This is a genomic window from Ferruginibacter sp. (assembly GCF_028288465.1).
Taxonomy (GTDB): domain Bacteria; phylum Bacteroidota; class Bacteroidia; order Chitinophagales; family Chitinophagaceae; genus Ferruginibacter.
In genome coordinates, this window is the sequence record NZ_JAQBNR010000068.1 from 92,893 (window position 1) to 110,897 (window position 18,005).

Annotated in this window: 19 protein-coding genes; all 19 read left to right on the top strand. The window is 35.4% G+C overall.

All coding sequences use genetic code 11. From position 1 onward, the window contains the following. The 19 genes from JWR61_RS25420 to JWR61_RS25510 all read left to right on the top strand — a co-directional run bounded on the left by JWR61_RS25420 (position 1) and on the right by JWR61_RS25510 (position 18,002). Entirely contained in the window at positions 1 to 810 is an 810-nt protein-coding gene (locus JWR61_RS25420; protein ID WP_301930472.1) for a glycosyltransferase family 2 protein, read from the top strand. 38 nt (positions 811 to 848) lie between these two features. After that, the gene (locus JWR61_RS25425) at positions 849 to 1,676 is read left to right on the top strand and encodes a DUF5672 family protein (RefSeq protein ID WP_301930473.1); all 828 of its coding nucleotides are present in this window, start codon (positions 849 to 851) and stop codon (positions 1,674 to 1,676) included. A gap of 1 nt (position 1,677) precedes the next feature. Further along, positions 1,678 to 2,466 carry a glycosyltransferase family 2 protein gene (locus JWR61_RS25430; protein WP_301930474.1) on the top strand — a complete coding sequence of 263 codons (789 nt, stop codon included), beginning with the start codon at positions 1,678 to 1,680 and terminating at the stop codon, positions 2,464 to 2,466. A 38-nt stretch (positions 2,467 to 2,504) separates the two neighbouring features. Next, positions 2,505 to 3,488 carry a hypothetical protein gene (locus tag JWR61_RS25435; protein WP_301930475.1) on the top strand — a complete coding sequence of 328 codons (984 nt, stop codon included), beginning with the start codon at positions 2,505 to 2,507 and terminating at the stop codon, positions 3,486 to 3,488. Between the two features lie 95 nt (positions 3,489 to 3,583). Beyond that, positions 3,584 to 4,375, top strand: a complete 792-nt coding sequence (locus tag JWR61_RS25440) for an FkbM family methyltransferase (protein WP_301930476.1) — start codon at positions 3,584 to 3,586, stop codon at positions 4,373 to 4,375. Positions 4,376 to 4,397: 22 nt separating this feature from the next. Continuing rightward, entirely contained in the window at positions 4,398 to 5,279 is an 882-nt protein-coding gene (locus JWR61_RS25445; protein WP_301930477.1) for an alpha-1,2-fucosyltransferase, read from the top strand. Positions 5,280 to 5,300: 21 nt separating this feature from the next. Further along, a complete protein-coding gene (locus JWR61_RS25450) occupies positions 5,301 to 6,140 on the top strand; it encodes a glycosyltransferase family 2 protein (protein WP_301930478.1) in 840 nt (279 codons plus the stop codon). Further along, positions 6,137 to 7,183, top strand: coding sequence for a glycosyltransferase (locus tag JWR61_RS25455; RefSeq protein WP_301930479.1), 1,047 nt, complete (start codon positions 6,137 to 6,139; stop codon positions 7,181 to 7,183). The genes JWR61_RS25450 and JWR61_RS25455 overlap by 4 nt, the downstream gene beginning before the upstream one ends. Then, positions 7,180 to 8,106 (top strand): glycosyltransferase family A protein, encoded by a 927-nt coding sequence (locus tag JWR61_RS25460; RefSeq protein WP_301930480.1) that lies wholly within the window; start codon positions 7,180 to 7,182, stop codon positions 8,104 to 8,106. The genes JWR61_RS25455 and JWR61_RS25460 overlap by 4 nt, the downstream gene beginning before the upstream one ends. Beyond that, a complete protein-coding gene (locus JWR61_RS25465) occupies positions 8,106 to 8,825 on the top strand; it encodes an FkbM family methyltransferase (protein ID WP_301930481.1) in 720 nt (239 codons plus the stop codon). The genes JWR61_RS25460 and JWR61_RS25465 overlap by 1 nt, the downstream gene beginning before the upstream one ends. 42 nt (positions 8,826 to 8,867) lie before the next feature. Next, positions 8,868 to 9,620, top strand: coding sequence for an FkbM family methyltransferase (locus tag JWR61_RS25470; protein ID WP_301930482.1), 753 nt, complete (start codon positions 8,868 to 8,870; stop codon positions 9,618 to 9,620). Between the two features lie 32 nt (positions 9,621 to 9,652). Continuing rightward, entirely contained in the window at positions 9,653 to 10,597 is a 945-nt protein-coding gene (locus JWR61_RS25475; protein ID WP_301930483.1) for a glycosyltransferase, read from the top strand. Positions 10,598 to 10,750: 153 nt separating this feature from the next. Next, on the top strand, positions 10,751 to 11,206 hold the full coding sequence (locus JWR61_RS25480) for an acyltransferase (RefSeq protein ID WP_301930484.1): 456 nt from the start codon (positions 10,751 to 10,753) through the stop codon (positions 11,204 to 11,206). Between the two features lie 34 nt (positions 11,207 to 11,240). Continuing rightward, positions 11,241 to 12,608, top strand: coding sequence for a glycosyltransferase (locus JWR61_RS25485; protein ID WP_301930485.1), 1,368 nt, complete (start codon positions 11,241 to 11,243; stop codon positions 12,606 to 12,608). 133 nt (positions 12,609 to 12,741) lie between these two features. Continuing rightward, entirely contained in the window at positions 12,742 to 14,148 is a 1,407-nt protein-coding gene (locus JWR61_RS25490) for an MBOAT family protein (RefSeq protein ID WP_301930486.1), read from the top strand. 6 nt (positions 14,149 to 14,154) lie between these two features. Continuing rightward, positions 14,155 to 15,063, top strand: coding sequence for a hypothetical protein (locus JWR61_RS25495; protein WP_301930487.1), 909 nt, complete (start codon positions 14,155 to 14,157; stop codon positions 15,061 to 15,063). A gap of 103 nt (positions 15,064 to 15,166) precedes the next feature. Then, on the top strand, positions 15,167 to 16,366 hold the full coding sequence (locus tag JWR61_RS25500; protein ID WP_301930488.1) for a glycosyltransferase family 4 protein: 1,200 nt from the start codon (positions 15,167 to 15,169) through the stop codon (positions 16,364 to 16,366). Then, complete coding sequence (locus tag JWR61_RS25505) at positions 16,363 to 17,256, top strand: alpha-1,2-fucosyltransferase (RefSeq protein WP_301930489.1); 894 nt, start codon at positions 16,363 to 16,365, stop codon at positions 17,254 to 17,256. Before JWR61_RS25500 ends, JWR61_RS25505 begins: the two co-directional genes overlap by 4 nt. Continuing rightward, a complete protein-coding gene (locus JWR61_RS25510) occupies positions 17,253 to 18,002 on the top strand; it encodes an FkbM family methyltransferase (protein WP_301930490.1) in 750 nt (249 codons plus the stop codon). The genes JWR61_RS25505 and JWR61_RS25510 overlap by 4 nt, the downstream gene beginning before the upstream one ends. Positions 18,003 to 18,005: the final 3 nt, after the last annotated feature.

Sequence of the window (18,005 nt, forward strand, 5' to 3'; positions counted from 1 at the left end):
ATGCCCGCGCTATCTATCATCACCATCAGCTATAATAACCACAATGGTTTATTTAAAACGATACCAAGTGTATTAAACCAAACCTTCACTGACTACGAGTACATAATTATTGATGGTGGGTCCAATGATGGCAGTACGGAGTTGATTGAAAAATATGCCCAACAAATAACCTATTGGGTGAGCGAGAAAGATGCAGGTATTTTTAATGCAATGAATAAGGGGATCGCAAAGGCAAAAGGAGCGTACCTGCTTTTTTTAAATGCCGGCGATTATCTCTTTGACAGTGCCGTATTAAAAAATGTTTTTGATACAAACCCTGCAGAAGACATAATATACGGCAATGTTGTATGGGATCCTGTAAAATATCAGGGGAAGTATCCTGCTAAACTAAGTTTTGAATTCTTCATCAATAATGCGCTTCCTCACCAGGCTTCGTTTATAAAGAAGGAATTATTTGACAGGGTGGGTTTGTATGACGAACGTTATGAAATGAATTCGGACTGGACTTTTTTTTTGCTGGCGATTTATAAATTTAACAGTACCTATAAGCACATCGACTTATTCATCACGTATTGTAATACAGACGGGATCAGCCTTAAAGAGGGCAGTTGGGAAAAAATTATGATTGCACGAAAAGAAGTAATGCAACAGCACTTTGCTGCTTTTATGCATGACTTTGAATTATTCTGCTCGGTAAGAAATGAACTTAGTTTGGTTAAGAGAACAAAGGGATATCGTATTCATATTAAATTGCGAAGCATGCTCACAAATATTTTCAAAATAATAAAACCAAACAAACAATTGCTTTAGGGATAAAAGGTTTTTATTTTAAAGGCAATACTATTTTTATGCAACCTGTTGTTGTGGTAATACCAGTTTACAATCCAAATCCGTCGGCAAGCGAACTGTTTTCCTTCAAACAATGCTTCAATATTTTAAATCAATATCCCATTATAATTTTAGCACCGGATAATATGGACTTAAAGAAATACGAAGACACGGTTGCGGGGTTTAAGACGATAAGTATTCCACCGGTATGGCAATCCGGTTTGCTGGAGTACAATAAGCTAAAGGTTAGTACTTTTTTTTATGAGCTGTTTAAAGAGTATGAGTATTTACTTACTTACGAACTGGATGCATTCGTCTTTAAGAATGAGTTGCAATACTGGTGGAAAAGGAGCTTTGATTATATTGGTGCACCCTGGTTCGAAGGGCTGGCATCCCCAATATCAAACAACATCATTGGGGTAGGTAATTCAGGCTTTTCATTAAGAAATGTGCAAAGCTGTCTGCGCATTTTAAAAAGAATCCATTACTTAAAGAGTCTTCGGACGTTTTGGTTTAAAAGCCGCTTGCAGGCTTTGATTCGCTTTTCAACAATTCTATCCGGCTTAAAAACATATTTCCATATTCAATCAATTAGTGAATTAGACCAGTTGTTTTTTGACAACGAATTGAATGAAGATTTTTACTGGACTAGGGCGGTGGCTAAAGCATTTGACGATTACCGGGTTGCACCCATTGATGATGCGTGTAAATTTAGCTTTGACGCAAACCCGGCATTTTTATTTAAAAGGAATAAGGGGGAGTTACCATTTGGCTGTCACGCATGGGAAAGGCATGAGCCAGAATTTTGGAAACAGTTCATTCCGGTAAGGGAACAATCAGTATTATAAGATGCCAAAACTTTCCATCATTACCATCAACTATAACAATGGTAAAGGCTTGCATAAAACAATAGAATCTGTAATTGGCCAGTCCTTTACCGATTATGAATACATTCTTATTGACGGTGGATCTGCTGATGAAAGTAAGCAAATTATAGAGAAATATAAAGACCGGTTCGTTTACTGGATTGCCGAAAAAGACAATGGTATTTATGATGCCATGAATAAGGGTATAGATAAAGCAACAGGAGAGTATACTATGTTCTTAAATAGTGGCGATTACTTACCGGATAAAAATGTGCTGTTGGAATTTAGCAAAGTATCAACAGCGACGACTGCGGATATTTTTTATGGTAATATTTTATTGGAAGATGCAGATAATGAAATAAAAGATCATGAATATCCTTCCGCATTAAGTCTTGATTTTTGGAAAATCTATACTATTAACCACCAGGCCGCATTTATAAAAAGGTCATTGTTTACTGAGATCGGTAAATATGATATGGCTTATGCCCTGGCGGCAGACTATGCCTTCTTTTTAAAATGCTTTATTTATGGAAAGCTATTTTCGCATATCAATAAACAACTGGTGTATTTTAAACTGGATGGTGTAAGCGGTGAGAACAAATCTCAATACCAACTGCAAATGCAGCAGGCCTGGAATAATATAACACCCGGGTATTTAAAATTGCTGTACACGGAGCACCATGATTTTACATTGATGTTGAAGCATAGGATAATGATACTGGCAAAAAATCTAAACCGGCAATACGGTCGGTTAAAAAAAACTTTTAGATAATGAGCCAGTTTTTTCGAATAGATACGATGCAATTTTAAATGTTTGAAACGCCCATTTTATTGCTTGTTTTCAACAGGCCACAGGAAACAAGTATTGTATTTGAAGCAATACGAAAAATTAAACCGGCGCATTTGTATATAGCAGCAGACGGGCCGAGGAAAGAGAAGGGAGGCGAAAAAGAGTTGTGTGATGCTGTACAAGAAATTGTACACAATATAGATTGGAAATGCAGCGTAAAAACTTTAATACGAGATACTAATCTGGGATGCCGCAAAGCTGTTTCCGAAGCCATAGCATGGTTTTTTACAGAGGTGGAACAAGGAATCATTTTGGAAGATGATTGCCTTCCTGATGAAAGTTTTTTTTATTATTGCGAGGAACTATTAGAAAAATACAAAGATGATGAACGCATTATTTCTATCGGAGGAACTAACCTGGGTTATACATTCAAAGAAGAGCAATCTTTTGGATTTTCAAAGTTTATGAATATGTGGGGATGGGCAACCTGGAGAAGGGCGTCTATACTGGTAGATTATAAACTGGAAACATGGAAGAATACTTTTTTAAAAAAACTTTTTTTGCAAAGGAAATTGCAGGATAATTTATTTGACGTGGATTATAACTGGATCAAATACTGGAACAACTATTTCACATTAACGGCTGCTGGTAAAATTGACACTTGGGATTATCAGTGGATTTTTACCCAATTGTATTACAACAAGCTTTCTGTATTTCCAGCAAAAAACCTGGTAAAAAATATTGGCTTTTCCGGTTCAGCAACACATACTTTTCATCCGGGACATCCTGTTTCGGAACTGCAGTTAAGTCCTATCAGTTTCCCGTTAAAAATACCGCCGGCAATTTCTGTTGATATGGAGTATGAAAATGATTTTATAAAAAAAATATGGTTCAGTTACAGAAGGGATTCTTTATATAGAATTTTAAGGAGTGATTTTTTAAATAACTCACGGGTATTGAAAATTATTACTTTCTTTCGGAAAAGCAATTTCAATAAGGTTTAAATAAAGAACCTAAAAGCATAGGCAATATTAGCAGGTATGAATCACCTTCGTTAATCATTCAATACATTGATAGTTTAGTCCATAAATATTTTATAATGAAATTGACTTTTTTAAAGAAAATTTTACCCCTTCGGTTTTCAAAATATCTTTTACAAGTAAGATATAATTATGCAACAAGTAAGATTATCAACGATGAGGAAAAAAGTTTTTCTTTTTTGGCAAGGAAAACGTTTTACCAACAAATCCTTAACAAAGGCGATACCTATTTCGATATAGGCGCCAATTATGGCAACAGGATTGGCCCGATATTAAAAATGGGAGTTAAGAAAATTATCGCAGTTGAGCCCCAAAGGGAATGTTGTGATCATTTGAAAAGGTTTTATCCAAGTATTAAGATTTTGCAAAAAGGGGTGGGCGATGAGCGAACAGTAAAGCCATTTTATATTTCCGATAAATCGGTTTTAAGTTCATTCTCAGAAGAATTTATTGCAACCACGCAGGCGGGACGATTTAAAAATACTGAATGGAAGCAAGCAGAAATGGTTGAAATTATTACATTGGATGATTTAATCAATGACTATGGAATGCCTGATTTTATTAAGATTGATGTAGAAGGTTATGAATTAGAAGTCATAAATGGATTAAGCCAAAAAGTTCGAATTCTTTCATTTGAGTATACTACCCCGGAACTGGCCCATAAATTAGAACCTATCTTATCAAAACTAAAAAGTTTGGGAGATTATACCTTTAATTATGCAGTAGAAGAATCAATGCAGTTTAACCTGAATGAATGGATTGAAGCGGACCGGGGTATTGAACTTGTAAAATCAAATGAGTTTTTGCAAACAGGCTTCGGAGATATCTACATCAAATTCAACAATGATTAAATCGACGATTAATTAATTCTAAATGGTATTATTATTTGCAAAGGAAGGGCAGTTGGCCAATCGTTTATGGCAATCATCTTTTTTTATTGCAAATGCGATTGAGCATAACTATTCACTGTTACACCTTGGCTTTGCGGAGTATATTATTTATTTTAATGAAAATGTTTGCGTTCATTCTTGTAATGCCAGGTGGAGAATAATTGATTTTGAAACGACATTGAAAAAGGACCGACTTCTGATAAAGTATGCGAATTTATCAAAAGCATATTTCGAAAAACACAATCGCCATTATCCTTTTATCAGGGAACTGAATTTTTTCGATTATGCTCCACAGGCTGACGGCTATGATCTTTCTCAAAAAAAGTTTTTGAAGACTGTCAGAAGCAATATTGTTCTGGTGGATGGATGGCAGTTTATAGATAATAGCTCCTTTAAAAAACACGCAAATACACTCAGAAAAATATTTACACCCAATAAAAAATATGTAGACAATGTGGAATCCCTAAAGCAGGAATGCTATATAAGATATGATGTTGTAGTAGGTGTGCATTTGAGAAAAGGAGACTATGCTACATTTAATAAGGGTAAATGGTTGTTTTCAAACGCGGATTATGTTTCATTTATGAGGCAGGTAAAGGCATTTCCTTCTTTTAGCAATAAAAAGGTAGGGTTTTTATTGTGTTCAGATGGACAGATAAACTCAACTGATTTTGAAGAGTTTGGTATTGTATGTACTAATAACAATTTTATTGAAGACTTATATGCTCTTTCGTTTTGCGATCTGATAATAGGGCCCCCCAGTACTTATTCTTCATGGGCATCATTTTATGGTAATAAACCCTTGCTGCATATTACAGAGTTGGATATGAGGATCACAGAACAGGGATTTAAAATTGCTCCATGAAAATATTTCGATGGCATTAAAATGAAAGGCCCTAAAATTTCAATAGTTATACCCACATATAATGCTGGCCAAACAATTTTTGATTGCCTTAATAGTCTTGCGCAGCAGCAGTATACGAATGTTGAAATAATAATTGTAGATGGTTTGTCAACTGACAATACAATTAATATTGTGCAATCTTTTTTAAGTATAATGGATGTTCGGTTTGTTTCAGGAAAAGATAATGGGATCTACGATGCCATGAATAAAGGCATACAAATTGCAAAGGGCGAATGGATTTATTTTATGGGCAGTGATGATAGGTTGATCAACGAAGAGGTGTTATCAGAAGTTGCAGGGTATTTAAAATCTGACAACGATATTGTTTACGGTGATGTAGTTTTACTGCCTGGTGGAGATAAGGAGTCGGATGAATGGGGATACTTGAGGTTATTACACATGTGTATAAATCACCAACGTGTATTTTATAAAGCCCTTTTATTTAAAAAGCTTGGCTCATTTAATACTGATTATTTGATTGCTGCTGACTATGACCTCAACATCCGTTTCTTTTGCAATCCCGGGATTGTAGCAAAACATATCGTTTTGCCAATTGCTTTTTATAACACCACCGGTTATAGCACCGGTAAAATTGATGAACCATTTTGGAACAACTTTAAAACAGTAATGCTAAAAAGCTTTTCCCCTCACCTTTCAAATAGGGAAATATATGGGCGGTTGAGTTTCTACTGCTGGTATAAGATGCATAAAAAAGAATATTCAAAAGCATTGAGATTGTTTGCTGACATTTTTTACAATACCCATAGTGTCAATTTTTTAACACATTCCCTAAGCCAGTTAATCAAGAGTATTAAACATTGAAAGACGTAATCGTGTCTATAATCGTTCCGGTTTTTAATGCTGAAAAATACCTTGAGCAGTGCATTATTTCGATTCTTAACCAAACTTTAACAGCTATAGAAGTTGTCATCATTAATGATGGTTCTACTGATGGAAGCATTAATATTATGCGGGATTATAGTCAGCGGGATGAACGTATTATATTGATTGATTCAATAAACAAAGGTGTAAGTGCTGCCCGCAATGCCGGTATAAAAATAGCAAAAGGAAGATTTGTTGGTTTTGTTGATGCAGACGATTTCGTAGAAGCTGCTATGTATGAAAAACTATACCAGTCAGCAATCCAGCATGACAGCGTTCTAATAATCTGCAATGCTGCAATGGAAGAGAATAATTTATCATCCAGGCCGCGATTGCATTTGAAAGATGACGTAATTGAAATATCAAAGGACAGCAAAACAGTTTTACTGGATTTTCTTCGGTTTAAATACGATTATGCTAATTGGAATAAGCTATATTCATTGGAACTCATCAGGAAGCATCGCATTTCATTTAACGAAAAGATGAGCATGTGGGAAGATATTCTTTTTAATCTTATTTACCTGCAGTTTGTAACTCGTGCGGTTATTTTAAAGGATTGCTACTACCACTACAGAATACAACCTTCTTCGATTACAGCAAGCACAAACATTGGATTTGGTAAACAGTATAATTTGTTTTTTGAATCGTTCGCTTCGTTTTGCAGTGCAAATGCAATGACTGGGCAACTATCAGTCTTTAAAGATGAGCTGTCAGAAAATTGTATTGCTACCATTTTACTGTTTATAAGAAGGTCGCTAACAAAGGGGGCCGGCTTTTTTAAATTATTTTTACGGTTCAGAACAGAGTTAAAAGATTTAAATCCTGAGCTTTACCTTACTGAACCGTGCAGCTTTAAATCCGGTAAATTTCAATATCTATTATTGAAAAAGAATTTTCTTACAGTCTATTCGTTTGTTTACGTTGCTGAACCCTGTATTAAGAATGTGCTTCGATCATTTTTGAAACGGAATATCAACAAATGAGTGAATTTGATGGGCCTTTGACGAGTGTATTAATGACAGCATATAATCGGGAGAAGTACATTGCCGAAGCCATTGAAAGTGTGCTGGCTTCGGTGTACCATAATTTTGAACTAATTATTGTTGATGATTGTTCGACCGATAAAACTGTTGAAATTGCGAGGCATTATGAAAAGTTAGATTCAAGAATAAAAGTTTACGTAAACGAATATAATCTTCAACAGTTCCCCAACAGGAACAAAGCTGCGAGTTACGCTGTTGGAGAGTTATTAATGGCGGTTGACTCTGATGATACCATGAAGCCAGATGCTATCGAATATATTGTAACACAGTTTGATAAATTTCCATCAGCACAGTTTGCTACTATGTATGGACAGGATGATGTTAAGACGGTCACATGTTTGCATCCTGAAGAAAACATACGAAAACATTTTTTTTTATCAAGCCATTTAAATGTCGGCCCCGGAGGAACGGTGATCAGGCAACACCATTTTAAAAAAATAGGAGGTTTCCCGGTTTGTTATGGACCAGCCGGTGATTCTTACTATAATATAAAAGCCGCCGCAAATGGCGATGCTTTATTATTACCTTATTTTTATTTTAATTACCGGCTGCATGGCGACCAGGAAATTGCAAGAAAGGATAGTTATCTTATTAACAATTATATGTACTTCAAGGATGTTCTTGACTTGCCGGAGTTAGCACTCTCAGGCATTGAAAGGCAAGAATTGTTATTAACAGAGAAAAAAAAGTTTCTTGTGAATTTATTGATCTATTATAAAGAAACGGGAGATGCAAAAAAAATAAAAGAGGTTTGGCGAAAAGCAGGCTTTGGCGTAAAGGAGTTGTTTATGATTATGGCCCAAATTTATAATTTAGTGATTACAAAAAAACTTGCTTCACTTTTTAGCTTTAAAAACAAATAATGAACTTATTTATCGGGAATTTATTAAAAAAGATTTATAACAAATTTTATGACCGGTCGTATTTCTCTCAAAAAGTAAGTTACTCGCAATGCGGTGAAGATTTGATCGTAGATTTTCTGCTTACATGGATATTAAATATTAAAGTTCCAACTTTTATGGATATAGGAGCTCATCATCCACATAATTTCAATAATACGTATATTTTTTATAAACGGGGATGCAGGGGCGTTAATATAGAACCTGATCCTGTACTCTTTGATTTTATAAAAAAAATGAGACCTGAGGATATTAATATTAATAAAGGAGTAGGATTTAAAACAGGTAATGAAACTGCTGATTTTTATTTGATGTCTTCAAAAGCGCTGAATACTTTTTCAAGAGAAGAAGCGGAAAGAATCAGCAAAAATGGAAATATACAAATCAATGAAGTAAAGCAAATTGAATTGATCAATATCAACGAATTGATGAACCGATATTTTGACAAAATTGAATTGGATTTTTTGTCGCTGGATGTTGAGGGGCTTGATTTTGACATTTTGAAAAGCATTGATTTCGGGAAGTATGCTCCTAAGGTAATCTGTGTAGAAACGATTGAATTTAGTGAGCATCGTACTATTTTAAAGCAGCAGGCAACGATTGATTTTTTAATAGCAAAAGGATATTTCTGTTATGCGGATACTTCCATTAATTCAATTTTTGTAAAACAAAGTCTGTTCTAACTTATTCTTATAAGAACAAGAAAAATATTATTCTGAAATTTTATGTACGATAGAAATAGTTTTATACTTTCTGAATCTCCATTAAAGCGTGATCTCTTAAAACTTTTTAAGAATGATGAACCAATAACTATTTTAGATATTGGCGGATGCGAGGGAGAGGATTCTGTGAGGTATTCAAAATTGTTTCCTAAGTCTTCCATCTTTGTTTTTGAACCGTTATCCCAGAATAAAAAAATAATTCTCGAAAATTTCGAGCGTTACAATGTAAAAAATGCAGAGCTATTAAATATCGCACTTTCCGATGTAAAAGGGCAACAGGATTTTTATGTTTCTTCCGGTCATCCATCAGATAAAAAGAATGACGAAGTATGGGATTTTGGCAATAAGTCAAGTTCATTGTTGCCACCAGGCAGAGTGAACGAAATAGTGCCCTGGTTAAAATTTGAGAATACGATATCAGTTACAACGGAAACGCTGGAGAATTTTATAAATGACAGGAAAATCGCCTCTGTCGATTTTGTACATATGGATGTTCAGGGGGCAGAATTAAAAGTACTGGCAGGAGCTGGGAAATCTATTAAAAAGATAAAAGCAATTTGGTTAGAGGTATCTGATCTTCCGCTTTATAAAGATCAGCCGTTAAGAAATGATGTGCAGAAGTTTATGAAAGAAAATGGTTTTTACAGGGTTAAGAAGCAGGAGAACGATGAAATGTATTTAAATAGTTATTGGTACAAAACAATTTCGTTTTTCTTTTTAAAAATGCATTTTAAGAAAAATCTAATTGCTGTTTAAGCTAACAAATCACATAGATTTTTTTAAGGAATATGCAGTCTAATCCTTTAGTGTCAATTGGCATCGCCAATTATAATTATGCAAACTATATTGTTCATGCTTTAAACAGCATTGAAGATCAAAGTTATCAAAATATAGAAGTTATTATTGTTGATGATCATTCAACAGATAATTCTGTTACAGTTATTGAAGACTGGATTAAACAATATAAAGGGCTTAAAATTATCAGCTTTATAAAAAATGAACAGAACCTTGGTATCGCAAAAGTGAGTAACCTAGTATTACAAAGTGCTAAAGGAAAATATTTTCAGGTATTAGATGCAGATGATATTTTATTACCGGATAAAGTAGCAATACAGGTGGATAAGATGGAAGGCAACAGCAATGCAGCTCTTATTTATTCAAATACCTGTATTATAGATGAAGGTGGTGAAGTTATTAATAATGATTATTTAAGTAGGGTAGGGTACGATGAAAAAAATATGCCAGAAGGATTTGTACATGAGAGATTATTTGATTTTAATTTTATTCCCAATTCTTCGGTTTTAGTTAAAACTCATTCTGCAAAAGAGGTGGGTGGTTTTGACGATACCGTTCAGGTACAGGATTATTATTTATGGATAAAATTATCAGAACATCATGAAGTGATTTATATGCATGGGAATACTGCCCAATATAGAATACATGGAACCTCGTTATCCAATAAAGAATCTACCAATGCTAACAGTATCGCCGGAGAATTAGACTTACTTTACCGTTATTATAAAGATGGAGACGCTGCACGACAAAAGAAGATCAAAAAAAGTATCCATCATTCGGCCGCGTATTTGTATCAGTTAAAATTCCCAAAAGCCGCTTACTGGTTAAAGCAGGATTTTTTATTAAACCCATCTGTTAAAACCTTTGGTTATTTTCTTGCAATAAACCTCGGCATTCCATTTTCATTTTTTGCTAGAATAAAAGCCATCTTGTCCTGAGTTAATTATCATTATTTCAATACCATGTTGTATTATATTTTTAAAGCAATCCGTAAAGTACAATCTGGATACCATTCTCTTCTTTGCAGTTTCAGAATGGCTTCTTTGTATCAGCTTTCAAAAAAAAGATTTGTTTTTAAAGGGGGTATTATAATGGGTAAGGGTTTTTCAATTAAATCAGATATTTCAAATACCACTATTGTAATCGATCAGGCAGTGCGTTTCAGGGATAATTTCCATATCATGATGGGGAACAATGGCAACTTAATCATCGGCAATAATTGCTTTTTTAATAACAATTGTTCTATTACCTGTTTGAAGGAAATTGAGATAGGGCATGATACCCAGTTTGGTGAAAATGTTTGTTTGTATGATCATAACCATCATTACAGCGATAGCAACAAATTAATATCCAGGCAGGGATATTCAACCGGCAGTATAAGTATTGGAAACAATTGCTGGATAGGATCGAATGTGGTGATTTTAAAAGGGGTTACAATTGGTGATAATGCGGTGATTGGTGCAGGTTGCATAATTTATAAATCTGTTGAGGCTAATATGGTTGTTATAAATCAACAAAGTCTTCTTACAAAAAAGATAAATGAATAGTTTGTTTGCCAATCTTAATACAGATTTGTTTTAAATGAAGATCATCTTTTCACTCAATCATTTTTTGCCGGGTAGTCTGGCAGGTATTGAAGTGTACACTTATAATCTTGCCCATCATCTGCAGCAACTAGGTTTGAATGTATTGGTGCTTATACCCAATTTTGATTGCGATGAAACTAAAGAGTATTCTTACAAAGGGATAAAAGTAATACAGTACGCAGAAAATAGTACCAGCAACAGGGAAATGATTTTAGGGAATACTAAACCTGACGGGCTTGCATTGTATACAGCTATTCTTGAAAAGGAAAGACCGGATATTTTACATTTTCAGGAACTGTCGGCCGGAAGAGGTGTTGGTATTTATCATGTACGGGCAGCGGCGGCAATGGGAATAAAAATTTTGCTTACGTGTCATTTGTCTACTTATAGTTGTCAAACCGGCAATTTGATTTATAAACAGCAGGAACCTTGTGATGGAATTATCCGAACCTTTAGATGTACGGCATGTGTCTACGAGGCAAGAGCCATCACGGGCATAAAGTCTGTTGCATTACAGACTGGTGCAAAATTGCTGTATGCAACGGGGATTGATACAAGCAAGCTCAATTCTTCTTTAGGTACGGCGTTAGGATTTCCTTTTGTAGTGGACAAAAAAAAACAGATACTAACTGAACTTGCCGGGCTTAGTGATACTATCATTTCGCTTACACGATGGTACCAGCACATCCTTCAAGAGAATGGAGTGCCCGCAAACAAGATTCAATATCTGCCCCAGGGCTTAAAGGAATCTCCTGTGGTCGCTGAACATACACCGGCAAGTGTACCCGTTAAGCTTGTTTTTGTTGGCCGGGTAAGCAAGTATAAAGGTGTGCATCTTTTAATAGAAGCAATGCAGCAATTACCTCCGGATAAAATTAGTTTAAACATTTTTGGTCCTGTTACCGAAGACGAATATGCGGTTCAATGCAGGAGCTACTCCAAAAACATGAAGAATGTGTACTGGATGGGAAGTATTCCATCTGAAGCTGTAGTAACAATGCTGGGTGGTTATGACCTGTTATGCCTGCCATCTACTTTTTCTGAAATGAGCCCGCTGGTGATACAGGAGGCGTTTGCCGCAGGCATACCGGTACTGGCATCCAATGTATACGGTAATGCGGAACAGGTTCAGGATGGCATGAATGGCTGGCTGTTTGATTTTAAAAGTGTTGCATCACTGACAGAAAAATTGATGATGCTCATTAATAACCCGGCAATTATTGATGCTGCCAAAGCTTATATTCCTTCAACAAAGCCATTCAGTGAATTGGCTGTGCAACACATGTTGCTTTATCAGAAAATATTATTTCAGGTTGAAAATAATCTTGCTTTGACTGAGCGTGAACTACCGGGAGTAAAATGAATTAATTTTTCTTTAACCGGTTGGCAAATGGCCGCATAAATATATGCTGCTTTAGCAATTGGTTTTAGAGACACCCAATTACAAGAGAATTACTATTTGGATTTTTTGCAGTGATTTTCTTAATTTATAAATTATGCTATTTACGAGTTTTGTATTTGTTTGTCTCGTCGCTGCAACTTTCTTACTTTATTACCTGCCTGCTTTATCTAAGTTCCAGGTATCAATATTAATCGTTTCAAGTTTAGTTTTCTACGCTTACAATCAACCGGTAATGGTATTGTTATTATTACTCTCTGTAGGTATTAATATTGTTTCCAGTTATTACATCGTATACGGAGATGTGAAACATAAAAAGCGATTTGCCATTGCTGGTGTGTCGCTCAACTTGACGATATTATTATTTTTTAAGTACAGCCCGTTATTTGCCAAAACATTTTTCAAAGAACCGGGTTCCTTGGGCGAATTTCTTGCTGCAATGCCATTGCCAATTGGTATTTCTTTCTTCACGTTCCAGGGCATCAGCCTGGTTGTTGATGTATACAAAGAGAAATATGTAAAAAGCGAACTGCTGGTTCCAAAATCATTCCTGCTTCACGCTAAGCAGACGCTTCTATTTAAAGGATTTTTCCCTCAACTGATTTCTGGCCCGATAGTAAAAGCGCATGATTTTATTCCTCAGATCGGGAGAAAAAGCATTCAGGATGTACAGTGGAATTGTGTAGTAAAAAATATGATACTCGGATATTTTCTTAAAATGGTAGTAGCCGACAATTTGAAGGACTTTACTTTCTGGATTGCTTTTCCTTACTTTCAGGGATATTCTTCGCTGACACTTTTAACAATGTTATTTGGATACTCGTGCCAGATATTTGCTGATTTTGCAGGCTATTCTTTAATAGCAATATCACTCGCAAAGCTTTTTGGATACAATTTTAAAGACAACTTTAATTTTCCATATATCGCCACATCATTTAAAGATTTTTGGAAAAGATGGCATATTTCGTTGTCCTCTTTTTTAATGGAGTATCTCTATATCCCGTTGGGCGGTAATAAAAGGGGGAAATTACGAACCGGTATAAATATCATGATTGTAATGTTACTGGGTGGGCTTTGGCATGGAGCTGCATGGAGTTATGCAGTCTGGGGTGGTTTTCACGGTGCTGCTTTAGTGGTGGAAAGGTTTACTAATGAAAAAATAAAAATCAAAGCGAACATTGTAACCCAAATATTTAAAGGGTTACTGATTTTTAGTTTTGTTACATTAGCCTGGTTGCTGTTTAAATTACCCGACTTTCAGCATGTTATTTTGTATTTTAAGTCCATTGGTAATAACATCAGGAGTATTGATGACACCCAGCTAATGTCTTATATTATGCTCTATTCATCTCCGGTGTTATTTTATCATTTATTTTATTTATTGAAAGTTAAATCTTCTGTTATAAACGTAAGAAAGGTTGAATTCATTCCCTATGGTATTATGCTCTTTTTAATTATTGTCAACAGTGGTTCATCCGGAGCGTTTATTTATTTTCAGTTTTAAGTCAATATGATTAAAAGGATCTTTGTTATAGCAATAGCATTGTTCATTTTTTATTCTGTGTTTGTGCGTTTCATTGCGCCTGTATGGTGGTCTGCATCACAACATCAATGGCAGGCAAATACTATTAACGCTGAAAAATTTGTATTCAGTGATACAAATTATTACGAGAATGTGTTGGTTGGTTCATCATTGACTACCAAATTAATAAGGGATAGTTTTCCTAGTACTTATAGTCTTTCATTTGGCGGACTAAGCATCTATGATGGATTGAGTATACTTACACACAAAACCAGACTACCTAAAAATATATTCGTGGAAATGAATGTTGCTTTACATGAAGAGAGCAAAGACTTTACTGATGCTTTAAATTCTCCCATTCATTATTATTCAAAAAGTGCTTTCGTTTCTTTGAGAGCTGATAAACAACCGATCGGAATTCTTGGAACACTAGTTAACTCATCTTTTACAGAAAGAATGGTTATGAAGTTTAAATATCGTTTTCATTTGACGCCAATAAATTCAGAAGTGGTAAATGGAGGTAATAGTTCGGACGGCTTATTTGCTAAAATGTTAGAGATGCAGGTCGATAAATATTCAAAGTTGCCTGATACGAAATTTGTTAATGAATGTTTCAGCAATTTAAAATCGTATGTAAATGAGCTGGAAAAGAAGGGAGTAAATTTTGTATTTTATGAAATGCCTGTTGCTGAAGAGTTAAATAATTTGCCAAGAGCAAAGCTGGTGCGTCAAACTTTTTATATGAATTTCCCTGCGTCGAAATATGAATATATTCCAATACCCGATTCTGGCAAATTTGAAACTAGTGATGGGCTTCATTTAAATAAAGATGGCGCATTAAAATATACGATTTACCTAAAATCGAAGTTAACAATGCCAAGGCAAAAGAAACAATGATTGAAGTTTATTGATCTTGCTTTAACACAATCCTTCCATTGGTATCTGCATCTTTTCAGCAAAAAATAAATATGAACCAACAGTTGGTCGCAGAAAATAGTCAATGAAAGAACTACCGAAAATAGCGATTGTGGTATCACATCCAATACAACATTTTTGTCCGCAGTATGTAAGTTTTGCAGCCAGTGAACAGGCACAGATAAGAGTATTTTTTGGTTCAGCCCTGGGGTATAAAAAATATACGGATAAAAATTTTGGCCGGGAGATAGTGTGGGGCAACCTGCAACTGGATAAATTTGATCATTTATTTTTAAACGGAGAAGCGGTTATTCAGCCGGATGGTAACCTGGATGCCCCTTCGGTTGAAAAGGAACTGGAATTATATCAGCCAAATATTGTTATTGTATATGGCTATTTCCAAAAATTGCAAAGGCGTGTTTACAGGTGGGCTGTAAAAAATAAAGTGCTATTAGCATTTATTGGTGATAGCGAATTGCGGCATAAAAGAAGTGCTCTGAAGGACTTACTCAAATATTTTTATTTGCGCCGTTATTTTAGAAAGATCAGTTTCTTTCTTACTGTTGGAAATGCCAACGAGGCATATTATAAAAAGTATGGTGCACCCAGTAATAAGTTTGTACGCATGCATTTTCCTATAGATGTAAATCAATACGAAAAGAGGTACGACCTAAGAGCATCGCTGCGTGATACCATTAGGCAACGATACGGTATTGATGAAAATGACATTGTGCTGATAGTAGTTGGAAAACTATCCCCCTGGAAAAACCAGGATCATTTAATTGAAGCCATTCAACTACTGGAAACAAAGGGCGCATATTATCACTTATTTATTTTGGGTTCGGGCGAAATGAAAGCAGCATGGGAAATGAAAGCAGGAGGTTTGCTGCACAGCAAAATATATTTCCCCGGCTTTGTAAACATTGAGGAATTACCTGCCTATTATGCGGCATCAGATATATACGTTCATCCGGCTTCGGTAGAACCGCATTCAATAGCCATCAGCGAAGCGATTTATATGGGATGCCCGGTAATTTTAAGCGACAGGTGCGGAAGTTATGGTGAAGATGATGATGTACAGGAAGATAAGAACGGATGGATATTTGAATTTGGAAAGATTTCCCAATTGGCAGAAAAAATACAACTACTGGGTATCAATAAAGAGCTGCGGCAAACATTTGGAAACTATAGCCATGATATCGCAGTTTCTTTTCAGCGCAAGGCGCATTACACGGTGCTAAAAAAACTGATTGCACAGATACAAACTATGCCGAAACTTTCATGAGTATAGTTGTCTGTAAATTACCGAAAGCCGGATTGGGCAATCAGTTGTTTCCATTGATGAAGGCCTACACGTTTGCACACCTAAACGGATTGCCTGTGATAGTAACCAATTATCACCAGCTAAAGATTGGCCCTTATTTACGCAATGAGAAAGTAAAAAGAAATTACAGTGGCTTTTTTACATTCCAGAAAAATATTTTCGCAGCACAGTTTGATAAATGGAAGCTAAAGAAGTATAAAAACAATCAGCAAATTGAACCCTCAGTAGAAAAGATTGATGGGGCAGCCAACGCTGGTATATATGTTTTTTCAGAAATGCCACATTGGGATCATTATTTTGATGGACTGAAGGAAAACAGGCAACTTGTAGTTGCTCTATTCAAAAAGTTGGTCTCTCAAAAAGTGTATGGAAAAATAAAGAATCATGCTGCTCCATGTATTGGCATCCATATACGAATGGGTGATTTCAGGAAATTGAAAGAAGGGGAAGATTTTAATAAGGTTGGCATTGTCCGTACCCCGGAATCTCATTTTATACAGATTATAAAAACGATAAGAAATATACATGGCTCAGCATTACCGGTAAGTGTATTTACTGATGGTTTTGCCCACGAATTCAAAGAGCTTTTTAAACTTCAAAATATCAGCTTGATAGAAGGAAACAGTGACATAGCAGATCTTATCCTCCTGAGCAAAAGCAAACTTATAGTAACTTCCGCCACCAGTACATTTAGTTACTGGGCATGTTTTCTATCACAAGCCATTATTATCAAACATCCGGCACACGTAAATACAATAATCAGGTCAAAGAGTAATAATGCTATGTTATTTGAAGGGGCTTTGGACATACAAGACCAATTGCTTGTTGAACAAATAAGGAACATAATATGAATAAATCATTCATCAATAAGTTTTGTAGAAAATTTGGGTTTGAGATACATGGAACCGGGTACTTACAGTCTGTACAAAAAACATCATTTAAAGAAGACGCTTTTTTAAAGCAACAGGAGATAACGGGCCAAGGAACCAGAGTAATTGTTGATATTGGCGCCAATGTGGGAGATACTGTACTTCGTTACCATGCTCTTTTTCCAAAAGCTGAGATATACGCATTTGAGCCTTTTCCTGACTCATTTACTACACTGCAAAACAGGGTATCGGGTATTGAAACAGTAACAGGATATCAAAAAGCAATTTCAGATAAAAGTGGGACAAAAGAATTCTTTGTAAATCACAATACCGCAACCAATTCCTTATTGCAGCCTCAAAAGATGGGGCTAAGCTCAGACAAAGAAGTTGCCAATAAGTTGGTAATAGTGGTCGATGTTTTATCAATTGATGATTTTTGCACAACAAACAAAATTGAAACAATTGATATTTTAAAGCTTGACATACAAGGTGGCGAGTTAGCTGCCTTACGGGGAGCTGCAAAAATGCTAAAGGAAAAAAAGATAAACCTCATTTATACAGAGGCTTATTTTAAACAGCAGTATGTTGATCAGCCCCTGCTTCATGATATATCAACTTATCTGCAGCAATACGATTATTTTATCCAGGATATTTATGAACCTATTTACGGCAAAGGCTCTCTTGCATGGTGTGACGCAATATTTTTAAAAGGTAATCGAAAGCTGTAAAAC

Coding starts and splice junctions, on each gene's coding strand:
- JWR61_RS25420 (WP_301930472.1), top strand. CDS start 1: ATGCCCGCGCTATCTATCATCACCATCAGCTATAATAACCACAATGGT.
- JWR61_RS25425 (WP_301930473.1), top strand. CDS start 849: ATGCAACCTGTTGTTGTGGTAATACCAGTTTACAATCCAAATCCGTCG.
- JWR61_RS25430 (WP_301930474.1), top strand. CDS start 1,678: ATGCCAAAACTTTCCATCATTACCATCAACTATAACAATGGTAAAGGC.
- JWR61_RS25435 (WP_301930475.1), top strand. CDS start 2,505: ATGTTTGAAACGCCCATTTTATTGCTTGTTTTCAACAGGCCACAGGAA.
- JWR61_RS25440 (WP_301930476.1), top strand. CDS start 3,584: ATGAAATTGACTTTTTTAAAGAAAATTTTACCCCTTCGGTTTTCAAAA.
- JWR61_RS25445 (WP_301930477.1), top strand. CDS start 4,398: ATGGTATTATTATTTGCAAAGGAAGGGCAGTTGGCCAATCGTTTATGG.
- JWR61_RS25450 (WP_301930478.1), top strand. CDS start 5,301: ATGAAAGGCCCTAAAATTTCAATAGTTATACCCACATATAATGCTGGC.
- JWR61_RS25460 (WP_301930480.1), top strand. CDS start 7,180: ATGAGTGAATTTGATGGGCCTTTGACGAGTGTATTAATGACAGCATAT.
- JWR61_RS25465 (WP_301930481.1), top strand. CDS start 8,106: ATGAACTTATTTATCGGGAATTTATTAAAAAAGATTTATAACAAATTT.
- JWR61_RS25470 (WP_301930482.1), top strand. CDS start 8,868: ATGTACGATAGAAATAGTTTTATACTTTCTGAATCTCCATTAAAGCGT.
- JWR61_RS25475 (WP_301930483.1), top strand. CDS start 9,653: ATGCAGTCTAATCCTTTAGTGTCAATTGGCATCGCCAATTATAATTAT.
- JWR61_RS25480 (WP_301930484.1), top strand. CDS start 10,751: ATGGGTAAGGGTTTTTCAATTAAATCAGATATTTCAAATACCACTATT.
- JWR61_RS25485 (WP_301930485.1), top strand. CDS start 11,241: ATGAAGATCATCTTTTCACTCAATCATTTTTTGCCGGGTAGTCTGGCA.
- JWR61_RS25490 (WP_301930486.1), top strand. CDS start 12,742: ATGCTATTTACGAGTTTTGTATTTGTTTGTCTCGTCGCTGCAACTTTC.
- JWR61_RS25495 (WP_301930487.1), top strand. CDS start 14,155: ATGATTAAAAGGATCTTTGTTATAGCAATAGCATTGTTCATTTTTTAT.
- JWR61_RS25500 (WP_301930488.1), top strand. CDS start 15,167: ATGAAAGAACTACCGAAAATAGCGATTGTGGTATCACATCCAATACAA.
- JWR61_RS25505 (WP_301930489.1), top strand. CDS start 16,363: ATGAGTATAGTTGTCTGTAAATTACCGAAAGCCGGATTGGGCAATCAG.
- JWR61_RS25510 (WP_301930490.1), top strand. CDS start 17,253: ATGAATAAATCATTCATCAATAAGTTTTGTAGAAAATTTGGGTTTGAG.